A 14,501-nucleotide genomic window follows, 5' to 3' on the forward strand; every position below is an offset into this window, starting at 1 on the left:
CTAGCCCACGTTGGCTTGCATCTTTGCAATGTAAGGGCGTCGGGATTTGCCTTAGTGCAATGGGTCAGCCGATGTAGACTGTGCGCTTCTGTTTCACTTCGGCGTCGATAACAGCAACTCGATAATTTGTCAGCTTGGCCCGGTAGTTGCTAGGTCCTAGACCGATAGGCGTAGTCATGGTTGGCGGCGCTCGCCGCAGGAGGACGCTTAATGGCCCGCATGCTGATCGTGGACGATGAGAATTCCCAGCGTCGCGCCCTTTCAGCTGGGCTAAGCGTCGAGGGGTTCGAGGTCGTGTTCGCCGCCTCGTTCCAGGATGCGAACCGCGTCCTCGGCTCTTCCCCGGTCGACGTGGCGATGATCGACCTGATGATGCCGGATCTGAACGGCCTGGAGCTCGCGCGTCACATCCGGCATGCGTTCCCGAGGGTGCGGGTCGTGCTTTCCAGCGCGTATCACCTCTCCGCGCGCCAGGTCGAGCGCGCCGACTGCGGCGCCGTGGCCTTCGTCCCGAAGCCGTACAAGGTGGGCGAGATCTGTCGCTTCCTCCGCGCCAAGACGAACGTGCTCACGCCCGTGTCGTGCTAGTAGCGCGGCGTGCGCTGCGAGCTGCTCGACTACGAACTCCCTGAAGCGCTCATCGCGTCGCGGCCCCCCGAGGAGCGGGACGGCGCCAGGCTCCTCCTGGTCGACCGCGGCCGCGGGGCCGGCGACGTCGAGCACGCCGCGATCCGCGATCTCGGCCGGTACGTCGAGCGCGGCGCGCTCGTCGTCGTCAATGACACGAAGGTCGTGCCCGCCCGGCTGTTTGGTAAGAAGCGTGGCACCGGTGGGCAGGTGGAGCTCTTCCTGCTGCACCGGCTGGACGAGGCGCCGGCCGGGGGGGAGGACCCCGCCGGCGGGCCCCGCGAGCTCGCCGGCGGGCCCCGCGAGGGCGCGGCGCACCCCGAGCGCTGGCGAGCGATGGGACGCGCGTCCAAGCCGATCCGCCCGGGCGCGGTGCTCGATCTCGAGCGCGACGGGGCGCTGGTCGCCGAGGTGCTGGAGCGCGCAGAGGACGGGGTGCTCACGGTGCAGCTCTCCTCGCCGGCAGGGCTGTCCGTCGCGGCTGCGATCGAGGCCTACGGGCACGTCCCGCTCCCTCCCTATCTCGGCCGGGGCGACGACGCGTCCGATCGCGAGCGGTACCAGACCATCTTCGCCCGCGTCCCGGGCGCGGTCGCTGCGCCCACGGCGGGCCTCCACCTCTCGCCCGGCCTCGTCGAGCGGCTCCGCGCGAACGGGGTCGAGATCGCGAGCGTCACGCTGCACGTCGGCCTCGGCACGTTCCAGCCGGTCACGGTCGACGATCTCGACCTGCACCCGATGCACGCCGAGGTCTACTCGGTCCCCGAGGCGACCGCCGGCGCGGTCGCGGCCGCGCGCAAGCGCGGGGCGCCGGTGATCGCGATCGGCACCACCGTGGTGCGCGCGCTCGAGACCGCGGCCGACCCGGCGCGCGCGGGCCTCGTGCGGGCGCAGTCCGGGGAGACGCGCCTCTTGATCCAGCCCGGCTACCGGTTCCAGGTCGTCGACGCCTTGCTGACGAACTTCCACCTGCCGCGCTCGACGCTGCTCGCGCTTGTGTTCGCCTTCGCCGGCCGCGAGCGCGCGCTCCTCGCGTACCGCGCGGCGATCGACGCCGGCTACCGCTTCTACTCGTACGGCGACGCCATGCTGATCTCCGGAGCGAGCACGTCATGAGCCGGACGCCTGGCTTCGCCTTCTCCGAGCTCGCGCGGGACGGTCATGCCCGTACGGGCGTGCTCTCCACGCCGCATGGCGACGTGCTGACCCCGACGTTCATGCCGGTCGGCACCCAGGGCAGCGTGAAGACGCTGGCCCCCGGCGAGGTGGCCGCGACCGGCGCGAGGATCGTCCTCGGCAACACGTACCACCTGTGGCTCCGCCCGGGCCCCGAGCTCGTCGCGCAGCTCGGCGGCCTGCACGCGTTCACCCGCTGGCCGCACGCGATGCTCACGGACTCCGGCGGCTTCCAGGCCTTCTCGCTCGCCGAGCGGCGCACCCTCACGGAGGACGGCTTCGTGTTCCGCTCGCACCTCGACGGCGCCCGCAAGGCGCTCACGCCCGAGGTCGCGATGGAGGTGCAGGGGCTGCTCGGGGCCGACATCGCGATGCAGCTCGACGTGTGCCCGCCCGGCGGCGCGCCGCACGCGGAGGTCGAGGAGGCCTGCCGCCTGACGACGCGCTGGGGGAAGCGCTGCCTCGCCGCCAAGCGATCCACCCAGGCGCTCTTCGGCATCGTGCAGGGCGGCACCTCGGCCGCGCTCCGCACGGCGCACGCGGACGAGCTCGGCGCCTTGCCGTTCGACGGGCTCGCCCTGGGCGGCTTCTCCGTGGGCGAGCCGATCCCGCTGATGCACGAGGTCGTCGCGCAGATCGCGCCGCACCTCGACCCTTCGCGCCCCCGCTATCTCATGGGCGTCGGGACGCCGCTCGACCTCATTCACGCCGTCGGCGCCGGGGTCGACATGTTCGATTGCGTGCTCCCCACCCGGAACGCTCGCAACGGGCAGGCGCTCACGCAGCACGGCAAGATCGTCATCAAGCAGGCGCGCTACAAGGACGACCGATCTCCGCTCGACCCGACCTGCGCCTGCCCGACCTGCGTCGGGGGGTACAGCCGCGCGTACCTGAGGCACCTCTACATGGCGGGCGAGATCCTCGTGCTGCGCCTGCTGACGGAGCACAACCTCCACCTGTATGGCCGCCTGATGCGCGAAGCGCGCGCGGCCATCGCCGAGGGGCGGTACGCGGCGTTCGCCCGCGCGTGGCTCGGCGCGCCCGATGTGACCGAGTGATCGAGGGGCCCTACATCGTCTCCATGGCCTCTTCGACGCGCTCCCGACGCGGGCGCGGCGGGGATCGCGCGGCGGGCGCAACGTCCGCGCTGCCCGGAGGGTTCCGGAGTAACATGGGCGGATGGTGAGCTCTCGCCTCCGCCGCGCCGCGCGCTCGCATCTGCGTGCGCCGGGCGACGCCTCGGCCGCGCTCGACCAGGCCGTAGGCCCGAGCCGCCGGCGCACGAGCCCGAGCCGGTCGTGCCAGCCGAACGGCCGCCTTCGCGCGCGGGTCGCGTGCTTGCCCGCGCTTTCCTCGTCCACTAGCCTTCGGACTCGGCCCGCGGAATGACGCAAGACGCCAACAAGAAGCCGCTCGGACGCATCCTCCTCCAGCAAAGGGCGGTCACCCAGCCCCAGCTCGAACAAGCGCTCCTCGATGCGCGTGCGAAGGGGGTTCCCCTCGCCACGAACCTCATCGAGAGCGGCACCGTCTCCGAGGTCGCTGCGCTGAAGGCCCTCTCCGAGCAGAGCGGTGTTCCTGGCATCGATCTCAACCAGGTCTGCATCAAGCTGAGCGACCTCTCGATCCTGCCCCGCGAGATCGCCGCGAAGCACAAGCTCCTGCCCGTGCTCGTCCGCGAGGACCGCATCCTCGTGGCCATGGCCGCGCCCGCCGACAAGAAGGTGATCGACGAGCTCGAGTTCGTGACCGGCAAGCGCGTCTTCCCGTACATCGCGCTCGCGGGCCCCCTCGTGCGGACCATCGCGGCCGCCTACGACATGAAGGAGCAGGGCGAGCCGTTCTACGTCGGCGCCAAGTGCCCGCCCGAGGTGCTGAAGCGGGCCGGGCTCGGCGCCGCGGCGGCATCTGCTCCCGAAGCGCCGCCCGCGCCCGCCCCTGCGCAGCCTGCGGCGCGCCGGTCTGCGTCCGCCGTGCCGCCGGCGATAGTGGCCCATCCCCCTCCTGCGCCCAGCGCCCCGCCGCCGGCGCGATCCGCGCCGGAGCGCTCGCGCGACGAGGCGGAGATCTCGTTCGCCGATCTCACCGACGAACCGAGCCCGCGCGCCGCCGCTTCGCCGGGCCGCATGTCCTCGGCGGGGCCGCCGCTCGTCGTCGACGACGCCATGCGGAGGGCAGCGGCAGCCGACGAGCTCACGGACACGGATTTCGGCACCGCCGACCGCGACCTGTCCGTGGTCGAGTCGCTCCCGGGCGCGAGCAAGGCGCCGCAGGGCGATCAGACCACGATCCTGGTCGTCGACGACGAGCCCGAGATCCGGAAGCTGCTCCGCCGCATCTTCGAGGAGCGCGGGTACCGCGTCGAGGAGGCCGACCGCGGGCTCCTCGCCCTGCGCATGGTCAAGGAGCATCCGCCCGACGTGATGATCCTCGATGCCATGTTGCCCGAGGTGCATGGCTTCGACATCGCCCGCCGCATGAAGGGCACGCAGCGCTACGGCCACATCCCGATCATCATGATCTCGGCCGTCTACCGCGGGTGGCGCTTCGCGGAGGACCTGAAGTCGAGCTACGGCGTGGAGGCCTACATCGAGAAGCCGTTCCGCGTCGCCGATGTCGTCGCCGCCGTGGAGAACGCGCTCCAGGCGCGCTCGATCCGCGGGGATCAGGACCGGATTTCGGCAGAGGCGGAGCGCCTCCTCGCCGCGGGGATCGCGGCGTACCGCGCGGGCGATTTCGATAAAGCCGTGCGGCACCTGCGCGAGGGCACGGCGATCGATCCGCTCGCCTACCGGCTGCACTTCCACCTCGGCCTGCTCTACGGCAAGCAGGGCCAGCTCTACGACGCCATCCAGGAGCTGGAGACGGCGCTGCACATCAACGGCAAGCACTTCCCCGCGCTGAAGAACCTCGCCGTGCTCTACCAGAAGGCCGGGTTCCGCAACAAAGCCATCGAGACGTGGGAGCGCGCCCTGGGCGTCGCGCCCGATGACCCGACGCGGCAATCCATCAAGGAGCATCTGCTCGGGTTGCTCTGACCGCCTACCCCATGTCGTCCGGGGCCAAGCTGTCGTAGACTGCGCCGATTCCACCGGCAGGCGCGTCCTTGGATGAAATTCATCTGCGATAACTGCAAGGCCAAGTACCAGATCGGCGACGAGAAGGTCGCCGGCAAGATGGTGCGGATGCAGTGCCGGCGATGCGGGCACCTCATTCAGGTGAGCGCGAGCGTCACCGAGAGCTCCGTGGCGCGGGCTCTCCCGGTCGAGCCGCCGCGCGCGGCGGGCGACGACGCGCAGATCGCCCCTCCGAGCGACGAGGCGCCGCCCGCCGGAGCCGGCGCCGGTGGCGCGAGCGTCCCGAGGCCGCCGCCGGCTTCGGCCCTGGGCCACGGCGCCGCGCCGTCGCCGCCCCGGCCGGCATCGCAGGCCCTCCCGCGCCCGGGGGGCGCGCCTCGACCTCCGGTGGCGCCGCGCGCCGCGCCCGGACCGGTGTCGAGCCCGCGCCCGGCGCCTGCGCCGCCGGCACCCGCTGCGGCGCGGGCCGCTCAGCCGGCGCCCGCTGCGGCGCGGGCCGCTCAGCCGGCGCCCGCCGCCCGGGCGGAGCCCATGCCGCCGGCGGGGGCCGCCAGCGTGTTCACGCGATCGATGTCCAACGACCGGCCGCTCGGGAAGACGCCGGCCGCGCACACGACGACGAGCGAGGACTGGTACGTCGGGGTCGGCGGCGTCCCGCTCGGCCCGGTGCGGCTCGCCGTCATCCGCGAGAAGGCGCTGGCCGGCGCGGTGGACGGCGACTCGCTCGTCTGGCGCGAGGGCTTCGACGAGTGGCTGCCCCTCAAGAACTTCCCGGAGCTGCTCGAGATCGTCACCCAGGCCCAGTCCACCCGCGTGTCCGCGCCCGCGCGCCGCACCAGCAGCACGGGCTTCTCTGTCAGCCAACAGCAGGTCCCGCCCTCGACGAAGGCGCCCTCGTCGGCGAGGGTCCCTCCGCTCGCTGCGGCCGCGCCCGTGCGCTCGACGACGCGCGAGCCGGAGCCTCCCGGCCTGAGCGAGCGGTCGTCGGTGGGCGTCGGCTCGGTCGCTGCCTTCTCCGCGGCAGGGACACCCGCTGCGAGCGCGCCGGCCGCGTGGCCCGACGCTTCTGGGGGCGCCGCGCGGGCCCACGCCGCGGGCGCGGCGCCGATCGAGGTGCTGGCCGATCCGTTTGCGGCCGGGCCGGCGGCTGCCGTCGTCCCCGCGCCGAGATCCGAGCTGGCGCCGCCCGTCTCGGCCGACGTCGCTCGTGGCGCAGGCGGCCTTGCCCTCGGCGGCTCGCCCTCGACAACGGCCCGCGCAGGCGGCCCGCCGGCTGTGACGTCGGCGCCGGCCGGTGGCCTTTCCTCCGCGGAGCCCGCCCCCCTCGTGGCCAACCCGGGCAGCCTCGTGGAGACGGTCGCGCCGAGGCGGCGCTCGGGCATGAGCCCGCTCGCCTACGCCTTCATCGCCATGGCAGCGGCGTTCGGCGGCGTCTCCGCCTATGTCCTGCTGTCGCCCAAGCCGCAGCAGGCCCAAGTGCAGGTCGTGACCCCGCCGCCGAGCCACCCGGCCGACCTGCCCACGGCCGCCCCTCCGCCGCCGCCGAGCATCGAGCCGGAGACGCCTCCGACGGCCGAAACGACGTCTGCCAGACCGGAGCCCGCCTCGCCCGGCAAGCCGGGCGCCGTGGCGAGCCAGCGCCCCCAGCCGGAGAAGCCCGTCGCTTCCGCGACCGCTGCTCCGCTCGACCGATCCGGGTTCGGCGCCGCGGTCCCCGGCCCGACGTCAGGGCCGGGCAGCCAGGGCGCCGGCTCCGGCTTGAGCCAGCTCTCTCAAGGGGAGATCGCCGGCGTCGTCGAGGCGAACCGGCCCAGCGTCCGGCGCCACTGCTGGCAGCCCGCCCTCGACGCGCGCGACCGCAACGCATCCACCACCGCCCGCGTCTCGGCTTCCGTGGTCATCGGCGCCACGGGCGCCGTCCAGTCCGTCTCGGCCGGCGGCTCGGAGAAGGACTACCCCGGCCTGGCGAGCTGTATCGGCTCGCGGATCAAGTCCTGGCGGTTTCCCCCGTCCTCGGGCTCCACGCCCGTGACCATTCCGTTCGTCTTCGCCGCCCAGTGAGCACACGCTCCCTGGGGAGGGGAGGCCCACGTCGCCGGGGCGCTGCGCTTTACGCCTGCCCGGGCAGGCGGTAATCGACGCGATCATGGCAGAGCGCAAAGTCCGCATCCTCGTGGCGAAGCCCGGCCTGGACGGCCACGACCGCGGCGCCAAGGTCGTCGCCCGGGCGCTCCGCGATGCGGGCTTCGAGGTGATCTACACGGGCTTGCACCAGACCCCCGACATGATCGCCTCTGCCGCCGTGCAGGAGGACGTCGACGCCGTGGGGCTGTCGATCATGTCCGGAGCGCACAACACCCTCTTCCCCGCCGTCCTCGAGGCCCTCCGCAAGCACGGCGCCGACGACATCGTGGTGTTCGGCGGGGGCATCATCCCGGACGAGGACATCGCGCGCCTCCAGGACGCCGGCGTGAAGGGCGTCTTCACCCCCGGGACCACCCTGAAGAGCATCGTGGAGTGGGTCCAGACCCACGTGACCCCCCACGGCTGACCGCCGCGGCGGCGCGCGTCCCCACTCTCCCCCACCGCGCGGGCCCCCACTCTCCTCCACCGCACGCCTCCCCGCCGGACCTCCTCCCGGGCAACCGGCTCGCTGAGCCCGTCCGGTAATCCGGCGTAGACCCGCCTGTCGGGGCGCGACGTCATGCGCCCAGGGCGGCGATCCGCCTCGCTTCCTTTCCGCCTTGCCAGCGTCCGCCTGCGGCGGTCGCCCTTACCATCGAGCGGCCCCCCACTTCCTCCCACGGACCTGGGTCTGCCGCCGGATCGCGAGATTTCGCGCTGTTTTGTGGGGTATTACCTTGGGGGTAGGTGTCCTACATAGGTGGCGGATGAGGTCCAGAAATCTCCCAAACTGTTGACACTCGTCACCTCCCTCCGTAGCGTGGCGGAGCTTCGTGGGAAGAAGTGGCAGAGAATGTCACGACGCGGCGTGCGCCCGGTGGAGCAACGCGGCGCCAAGCCCTCGGCGGGACAGGCCAGCCGGAGCTGGGGTCGATGAGCACGATGTTTCGCGGTCACTTCGAGCACGCGATCGACGCGAAGGGGCGCACGAGCCTCCCTTCGCGCTTTCGCGATGTGCTCGCGGCCGCGAACGACCTGCGCATGGTCATCACCCCGGCCCTCTTCGACCCCTGCCTGCACGCGTATCCGATGAAGGCCTGGGAGGAGCTGGAGGCTAAAATTGCAGCGTTGCCGCAGTTCGATTCCAACGTGGTCGCATTCCGGCGTCGCTATCTCTCCGCGGCTGTCGAGTGCGACCTCGACAAGCAGGGCCGGATCCTCATCCCGCCGTCGCTCCGCGAGCACGCGAGCCTCACGAAAGACGTGCTGTGGGCGGGGATGGGACAGACGATCGAGCTCTGGTCGACGGAGCGGTGGAAGGCCGCTCAGCAGATGAGCGAGGTCGAGCTTCAGAGCTTCAAGACAGCAATCGCGGAGCAGTTCCGCCTATGAACGTCGTCAATGTAGTCCCCATGCACCTGCCCCCTCCGCCGCCGCGCCCGCGCGGCGAGCAGCACGTCTCCGTCCTCGGCCGCGAGGTGCTCGCCGCCCTCTCGCCGGTCAGCCAGGGCGTCTACGTCGACGCGACGCTCGGCGCCGGCGGCCACACCGCGACGATCCTCGAGACGCCCGGCACCCGGGTCATCGGGATCGATCGCGACGAGCGCGCCCTCGCCATCGCGCGCGCCCGGCTCGCCCGGATGGGGGAGCGGGTGACTTACGTTCACGGCGCGTTCTCCGAGATCGAGCGGCACCTCGCCGCCCTCGGCGTCCCGCAGGTGGACGGGCTCGTGGCCGACATCGGCGTGAGCTCCATGCAGCTCGACGACCCGGCCCGCGGCATGAGCTTCCGCGCCGAGGGGCCGCTCGACATGCGGATGGACCCGAGCCGCGGCGAGACGGCGCTCGAGCTCATCGAGCGGCTCAGCGACGAGGAGCTCGCGGACCTCATCTACCGCTACGGCGAGGAGCGCCGCAGCCGGCGGGTCGCCCGCTGTATCAAGCAGGCGGCCGAGAGCGGCGAGCTCGAGACGACGCTCGACCTGCGGCGGGCCGTGGTGCGCGCGGTCGGGCCGGCGCGCATCGGCGGCGTCGATCCGGCGACGCGTACGTTCCAGGCGCTGCGCATCGCCGTGAACGGAGAGCTCGACGAGCTCGAGGCGCTGCTCGAGTCGGCGCCCAGGATCATCGCGCCCGGCGGCGTGCTCGCCGTGATCTCGTTCCACTCGCTCGAGGACCGCATCGTCAAGCGCGCGCTGCGCGAGCCCGAGGTCTGGCAGCCGCTCACGAAGAAGCCGGTGACCGCGGGCGACGACGAGATCGCCGACAACCCGAGGGCCCGCAGCGCGAAGCTCCGCGCCGCGCAGCGGGTCTCCGGCGAGGCGCTCGCGTGACGCAGCAGCGCCCGTTCCTCGTGCTCTGGACGCTCGCGGTGGCCGCGACGGTGGCGGCGTTCGTCGTGCACCTGGCCCTGAGGGGGCGCACGGTCGACCTCGGCTACCGGCTCGGTCGGGCGCGCGCCGAGCAGGCGCGGCTGCGCGAGGTCAAGCGGGTGCTCTCGCTCGAGGCGGCCAGCTACGAGACGCCGCAGCGCGTGGAGATGGTCGCCCGCTCGCTGCTCGGCATGACGCCGCCCCCGCCCGAGCGGGTCATCCCGGTGCGGGGCTACACGGCGCCGCCCGAGCGCGATCCGACGAGCGGGGAGGCCGGCAGCGCGCCGCCGAGCGGGGGGCGCCGGGAATGAGGAACCTCGACCCCCGGCGCGCGCGGTGGATCCGCATCCGCATGGGGCTGCTCTGCGGCCTGATGGCGCTCGGCCTGGGCGGCGTCGTGAACGGCGCCTACCGCATCGAGGTCGAGGACGGCGACGCGTGGTACGACCTCGCGGAGCGGCAGCGCCAGCGGCGGCTCCACATCACGCCGAAGCGCGGCACCATCTACGACCGGAACGGCGCGCCGCTCGCGGAGAGCGTGGAGGTGCCCAGCGTCTCCGTGGACGCGGTCGAGATGCTCCGTGGCGTCGACGAGCAGTACGTCCCGATGCGGATCCAGCAGTACGCCGAGCGCATCGCGCAGGCGCTCTCGCTGCCGGCCGAGGACGTCGTGGAGAAGCTCAGCCGGCGGCGCCGCTTCGCCTGGCTCAAGCGCCGCGTCTCCGAGCAGGAGGTCGAGCGCGTCCGCGCGCTCGGGGACCGGACGCAGCGCTACCCGGTGCGCGGGCTCGTGATCGAGGGCGAGGGGCGCCGCTTCTACCCGAACCGCGAGCTCGCCGGCCCGCTGCTCGGCTTCGTCGCCACCGACGGCGAGGGCAAGGAGGGGATCGAGCTCAGCCTGGAGCACGAGCTCCGCGGCAACGCATCGGAGGTGCGCGGGCTCCGGGATCGATCGGGCCGGCTCATCTTCTCCGAGGGGATCGAGGACGAGCAGGCGCTCGCAGGGCACAACGTCCACCTCACGATCGACAAGGGCATCCAGTTCACCGCCGAGCGCGAGCTCGAGGCGGCGATGAAGACCTACGAGGCGATCGGCGGCTCGATCGTGGTCGTCAACCCCGAGAACGGCGAGGTCCTCGCCATGGCGAGCTCCCCGGGGTTCAACCCGAACGACTACTCGCAGAGCGATCCGGGGTCGCGGCGCAACCGCTGCGTCGTCGATCGCTTCGAGCCCGGCTCCACGGTGAAGATGTTCGCCATCGCGAGCGCGCTCGCGGCGAAGAGCGTCGCTCCGAGCGCGACCATCTACTGCGAGGAGGGGAACATGGCGATCGACAACGTCGTGATCCACGACACGCACGTGCACAAGTGGCTGACGCTGCCGCAGATCCTCAGCCAGTCGTCCAACATCGGCACGGCGAAGATCGCGCTCGGGCTCGGCGAGCAGCGGCTCTACGAGGGCTTCCGCCGGTTCGGCTTCGGGGACCTGACCGGCGTGCCGCTGCCGGGCGAGTCCGTGGGCGTGCTCCGGCCGCGCGGCCGCCCCTGGGTGCAGGTCGAGACGGCGTCGGCCGCGTTCGGCCAGGGGATCAGCGTGACCACGCTGCAGCTCGCCATGGCCGCGGCGGCGATCGCCAACCGCGGGCGGCTGCTCGAGCCCATCCTGATCAAGCGGATCACCGACGGCACAGGCGTCACGCTGTCGGAGCCGTCGCCGCGCGTGCGCCGCGACGCGGTCCCCTCGTCGATCGCGCGGATGGTGTCGGAGATGCTCGTCGCGGTGACGGAGGGCGACGGGACCGGCGTCGAGGCGGCCATCCCGGGCTTCCGCGTCGCGGGCAAGACGGGCACGGCGCAGAAGATCGATCCCGCGACGGGCAAGTACACGGACACCCACTACGTGGCGTCATTCGTCGGGTTCGTCCCGGCCGAGCGGCCGCGGCTCGCCATCGCGGTGGTGCTGGACGAGCCCCTGGGCGGCACCTACGGCGGCGGCTCGGTCGCGGCGCCCGTCTTCCGGCGGATCGGCGAGATGGCGCTGCGCTACCTGGGCGTTACCCCGCGCGGGAGCGTGCCGATGAAGCTGTCGGAGGTCGCCGAGCAGTCGGGCGAGGACATCGCGGCGAACACCTACCAGGTGCTGAGCGAGGCGCGCGCCGCGGCGGCGCCGATCTCGGCGGGGGTGGTCACGCCGTCGGCGCCGCTCAAGACGGGGGAGCTGCGCGTCCCCGATCTCACCGGCCTGCCGCAGCGCGAGGCGGTGAGGAGCGCGGCGACGCTCGGGCTCGACCCGAGCGTCGAGGGCACGGGGAGGCTCACGCGCCAGGAGCCCCCGCCCGGGACCGTGCTGCCCAAGGGATCGCCCCTGAAGCTGATCTTCGAGCCCCCCACATGACAGCGCGCGACCCCAACGAGGCCGGCGTGGCCGAGGTCGAGCTCGCGCTTCGTCTCGGCGATGTGCTGCGCGAGATCCCGGGCGCCGCGCTCTCTCCCGCCGGCGCCGCGGAGCTGCTCGTGACGGGCGTGCACCTCGACTCGCGCAAGGTGGGGCAGGGGGACATCTTCGTCGCGCGCGCGGGCGCGCGGGTGCACGGCGAGCACTTCATCCCCGAGGCCGTCGCGCGCGGCGCGCGGGCGGTCATCCTCGCGCGCGGGAGCACGGCCGACACGCTCGGCGCCGCCCGCGTCGAGGTGCCCGACGTGCCGCTCGCGCTCGCCCTGGCGGCCGCGGTGGCCTACGGACACCCGGCCTTCACGCTCGAGGTCGTCGGCATCACCGGAACGAACGGCAAGACGACGACGGCCCACCTCGTGCAGGCCTGCATCGACCGGTGCGGCGGTCGGGCCGGGATCGTCGGGACGCTCGGCTACCGCTTCGACGATCTCGACGTCCACGCCTCGCACACGAGCCCCGAGGCGGACGAGCTCGCGCGCGTCGCCGCCGCGATGGTCGACCGCGGCGCGACGCACCTCGCGATGGAGGTCTCGTCGATCGCGCTCGCCGCGAAGCGCGTCGACGCGGTCCGCTTCCGGATCGCGGTCTTCACGAACCTCACCCAGGATCACCTCGATTACCACGGCACGATGGAGGCGTACGCGGAGGCGAAGGCGCGCCTGTTCGTGGATCTCGGCCCCGGCGCCGCGGTCATCAACGTCGACGATCCGTTCGGGAGGCAGCTCGTCCAGAGGATCGCCCCGGGCGGGCTCTCGCGTCCGGCGGCGGCGACGCTCGCGCGCTACTCGACGGAGGTGGGCGCCGGCCCGGACGCGGCCGAGATCGCCCCCGTCGAGCTCGCGCACGACGCGCGCGGCATCTTCCTCCGCGCCCGCACGCCCGCCGGCGAGGTCACCATCCGCTCCCACCTGCTCGGCGCGTACAACGCGTCGAACCTGCTGGCCGCCCTCGCCGTGGCCTACCTGCTCGGGTTCGACGTCGACGACGCCGCCGCGGCGCTCTCGTCGCCGATCCAGGTCGCGGGCCGCATGGAGCGCTGCGACACGCCGGGCGTCGACGATGTGATCGTGCTCGTCGACTATGCCCACACGCCGGACGCGCTCGCCCGCGTGCTCGCGAGCGTCCGCGCCCTCGGCGGCGGGCGCATCTGCTGCGTCTTCGGGTGCGGCGGCGACCGCGATCCGCTGAAGCGGCCGCAGATGGGCGAGGCGGTCAGCCTCGCCGCCGACGTCGCCATCGTGACCAACGACAACCCGCGGAGCGAGGATCCGCGCGCGATCGCCGGCGCCATCCTGCCGGGCCTCGCCGCCGGGCGCGCGCGCGTCGTCGTCGAGCTCGATCGAGCGCGCGCGATCGAGCGCGCGGTGCTCGACGCCGAGCCCGGGGATCTGGTCCTCATCGCGGGCAAGGGCCACGAGCCGTACCAGATCATCGGCGGTGTCACGCTGCCGTTCGACGACCGCGACGAGGCGCGCCGCGCGCTCGCCGCCCGCCGCGCTCGGGTCCAGGCCGAGCGGCAGCCGCACGGAGGTGCGGGATGATCTACGAGCTCTTCTACCCGCTCAAGTTCCACTACGGCTGGCTGAGCTGGCTCAACGTCCTGCGCTACATCCCGTTCCGCACGATCATGGCGACGATGACCGCCATGGTGCTGACGTTCGTGCTCGCGCCGTGGTTCATCCGCGAGCTCCGGCGCAAGCAGATCGGGCAGGTGGTCCGCGCCGAGGGGCCGGAGACGCACAAGATCAAGGCGGGCACGCCGACGATGGGCGGCGCGCTCATCCTGCTCTCGCTGCTGCTCCCCACCGTGCTGTGGGCCGACCTCAGGAACCCGTTCGTCCTCGCGACGACGGCGGTGACCGCGGGCTACGGCGTCATCGGCTACCTGGACGACTTCCTCAAGATCAAGCGGCGGAGCAGCGGCGGCCTGCCGGGCCGCTACAAGCTCATCGGCCAGGTGCTCATCGGCGGCGCGGCCGTGGCGTACACGTTCCTGCTCGCGTCCAAGCTCCCGCCGGACTGGGTGGAGATCAGGACGCGGCTCTCGATCCCGTTCGTCGCGTTCTCGAAGTTCCCGATCGAGCTGCCGCTCTGGGCCTACGTCCCGTTCGCCGTCTTCGTCGTGGTCGCGACGTCGAACGCCGTGAACCTCACCGACGGCCTCGACGGCCTCGCGATCGGCCCGGTGATCATCAACGCGGGGACGTACCTCATCCTCGCGTACATCGTCGGCGCCTCCATCGCGAACTTCTCGCTCGCGACTTACCTCGACATCCCGGCGATCGCGTCGGCCGGCGAGCTGTCGGTGTACTGCGGCTCGGTCATCGGCGCGGGGATCGGCTTCCTTTGGTACAACACGTACCCCGCGCAGGTCTTCATGGGGGACGTCGGGTCGCTCGCCCTCGGGGGCGGGCTCGGGATGCTCGCCGTCTTCACAAAGAACGAGCTCCTGTCGATCATCCTCGGGGGCATCTTCTTCATCGAGACGGTCAGCGTCATCACGCAGGTCCTCTCGTTCAAGCTCACCGGCAAGCGCGTCTTCTTGATGGCGCCGATCCACCACCACTACGAGAAGAAGGGGTGGGCGGAGCCCAAGATCATCGTCCGCTTCTGGATCATCTCCATCCTCCTGGCGCTGGTCTCCCTGGCGTCGATGAAGCTGCGCTGAGG

Annotated in this window: 12 protein-coding genes; all 12 read left to right on the forward strand. The window is 72.4% G+C overall.

Annotation, left to right across the window (positions count from 1 at the left end):
* Window positions 1–210 precede the first annotated feature (210 nt).
* The 12 genes from WMF36_RS08700 to mraY all read left to right on the forward strand — a co-directional run bounded on the left by WMF36_RS08700 (window position 211) and on the right by mraY (window position 14,499).
* On the forward strand, window positions 211–588 hold the full coding sequence (locus WMF36_RS08700) for a response regulator (protein ID WP_437579151.1): 378 nt from the start codon (window positions 211–213) through the stop codon (window positions 586–588).
* A 9-nt stretch (window positions 589–597) separates the two neighbouring features.
* On the forward strand, window positions 598–1,743 hold the full coding sequence (gene queA / locus WMF36_RS08705; RefSeq protein ID WP_437579152.1) for a tRNA preQ1(34) S-adenosylmethionine ribosyltransferase-isomerase QueA: 1,146 nt from the start codon (window positions 598–600) through the stop codon (window positions 1,741–1,743).
* Window positions 1,740–2,861, forward strand: a complete 1,122-nt coding sequence (gene tgt / locus WMF36_RS08710; RefSeq protein WP_437579153.1) for a tRNA guanosine(34) transglycosylase Tgt — start codon at window positions 1,740–1,742, stop codon at window positions 2,859–2,861. Before queA ends, tgt begins: the two co-directional genes overlap by 4 nt.
* A gap of 327 nt (window positions 2,862–3,188) precedes the next feature.
* A complete protein-coding gene (locus WMF36_RS08715) occupies window positions 3,189–4,841 on the forward strand; it encodes a response regulator (protein ID WP_437579154.1) in 1,653 nt (550 codons plus the stop codon).
* Window positions 4,842–4,913: 72 nt separating this feature from the next.
* A complete protein-coding gene (locus WMF36_RS08720; protein WP_437579155.1) occupies window positions 4,914–6,941 on the forward strand; it encodes a GYF domain-containing protein in 2,028 nt (675 codons plus the stop codon).
* An 85-nt stretch (window positions 6,942–7,026) separates the two neighbouring features.
* Window positions 7,027–7,431: a cobalamin B12-binding domain-containing protein gene (locus WMF36_RS08725; protein ID WP_437579156.1), complete on the forward strand. Its 405-nt coding sequence runs from the start codon at window positions 7,027–7,029 to the stop codon at window positions 7,429–7,431.
* 506 nt (window positions 7,432–7,937) lie between these two features.
* A complete protein-coding gene (gene mraZ, locus WMF36_RS08730) occupies window positions 7,938–8,396 on the forward strand; it encodes a division/cell wall cluster transcriptional repressor MraZ (RefSeq protein ID WP_061609428.1) in 459 nt (152 codons plus the stop codon).
* Entirely contained in the window at window positions 8,393–9,337 is a 945-nt protein-coding gene (gene rsmH, locus WMF36_RS08735; RefSeq protein WP_437579157.1) for a 16S rRNA (cytosine(1402)-N(4))-methyltransferase RsmH, read from the forward strand. Before mraZ ends, rsmH begins: the two co-directional genes overlap by 4 nt.
* Entirely contained in the window at window positions 9,334–9,687 is a 354-nt protein-coding gene (locus WMF36_RS08740) for a hypothetical protein (RefSeq protein ID WP_437579158.1), read from the forward strand. The genes rsmH and WMF36_RS08740 overlap by 4 nt, the downstream gene beginning before the upstream one ends.
* A complete protein-coding gene (locus WMF36_RS08745; protein ID WP_437579159.1) occupies window positions 9,684–11,771 on the forward strand; it encodes a penicillin-binding protein in 2,088 nt (695 codons plus the stop codon). Before WMF36_RS08740 ends, WMF36_RS08745 begins: the two co-directional genes overlap by 4 nt.
* Window positions 11,768–13,372 (forward strand): UDP-N-acetylmuramoyl-L-alanyl-D-glutamate--2,6-diaminopimelate ligase, encoded by a 1,605-nt coding sequence (locus tag WMF36_RS08750; RefSeq protein WP_437579160.1) that lies wholly within the window; start codon window positions 11,768–11,770, stop codon window positions 13,370–13,372. Before WMF36_RS08745 ends, WMF36_RS08750 begins: the two co-directional genes overlap by 4 nt.
* Complete coding sequence (gene mraY, locus WMF36_RS08755) at window positions 13,369–14,499, forward strand: phospho-N-acetylmuramoyl-pentapeptide-transferase (protein WP_437488378.1); 1,131 nt, start codon at window positions 13,369–13,371, stop codon at window positions 14,497–14,499. Before WMF36_RS08750 ends, mraY begins: the two co-directional genes overlap by 4 nt.
* Window positions 14,500–14,501: the final 2 nt, after the last annotated feature.

This window comes from Sorangium sp. So ce887 (genome assembly GCF_051521455.1).
Lineage (GTDB): Bacteria > Myxococcota_A > Polyangia > Polyangiales > Polyangiaceae > Sorangium.

Bases quoted from the DNA above. Each gene is read 5' to 3' on its own strand.
- WMF36_RS08700 (WP_437579151.1), top strand. From the start codon at position 211: ATGGCCCGCATGCTGATCGTGGACGATGAGAATTCCCAGCGTCGCGCC.
- tgt (WP_437579153.1), top strand. From the start codon at position 1,740: ATGAGCCGGACGCCTGGCTTCGCCTTCTCCGAGCTCGCGCGGGACGGT.
- WMF36_RS08715 (WP_437579154.1), top strand. From the start codon at position 3,189: ATGACGCAAGACGCCAACAAGAAGCCGCTCGGACGCATCCTCCTCCAG.
- WMF36_RS08720 (WP_437579155.1), top strand. From the start codon at position 4,914: ATGAAATTCATCTGCGATAACTGCAAGGCCAAGTACCAGATCGGCGAC.
- WMF36_RS08725 (WP_437579156.1), top strand. From the start codon at position 7,027: ATGGCAGAGCGCAAAGTCCGCATCCTCGTGGCGAAGCCCGGCCTGGAC.
- mraZ (WP_061609428.1), top strand. From the start codon at position 7,938: ATGAGCACGATGTTTCGCGGTCACTTCGAGCACGCGATCGACGCGAAG.
- rsmH (WP_437579157.1), top strand. From the start codon at position 8,393: ATGAACGTCGTCAATGTAGTCCCCATGCACCTGCCCCCTCCGCCGCCG.
- WMF36_RS08745 (WP_437579159.1), top strand. From the start codon at position 9,684: ATGAGGAACCTCGACCCCCGGCGCGCGCGGTGGATCCGCATCCGCATG.
- WMF36_RS08750 (WP_437579160.1), top strand. From the start codon at position 11,768: ATGACAGCGCGCGACCCCAACGAGGCCGGCGTGGCCGAGGTCGAGCTC.
- mraY (WP_437488378.1), top strand. From the start codon at position 13,369: ATGATCTACGAGCTCTTCTACCCGCTCAAGTTCCACTACGGCTGGCTG.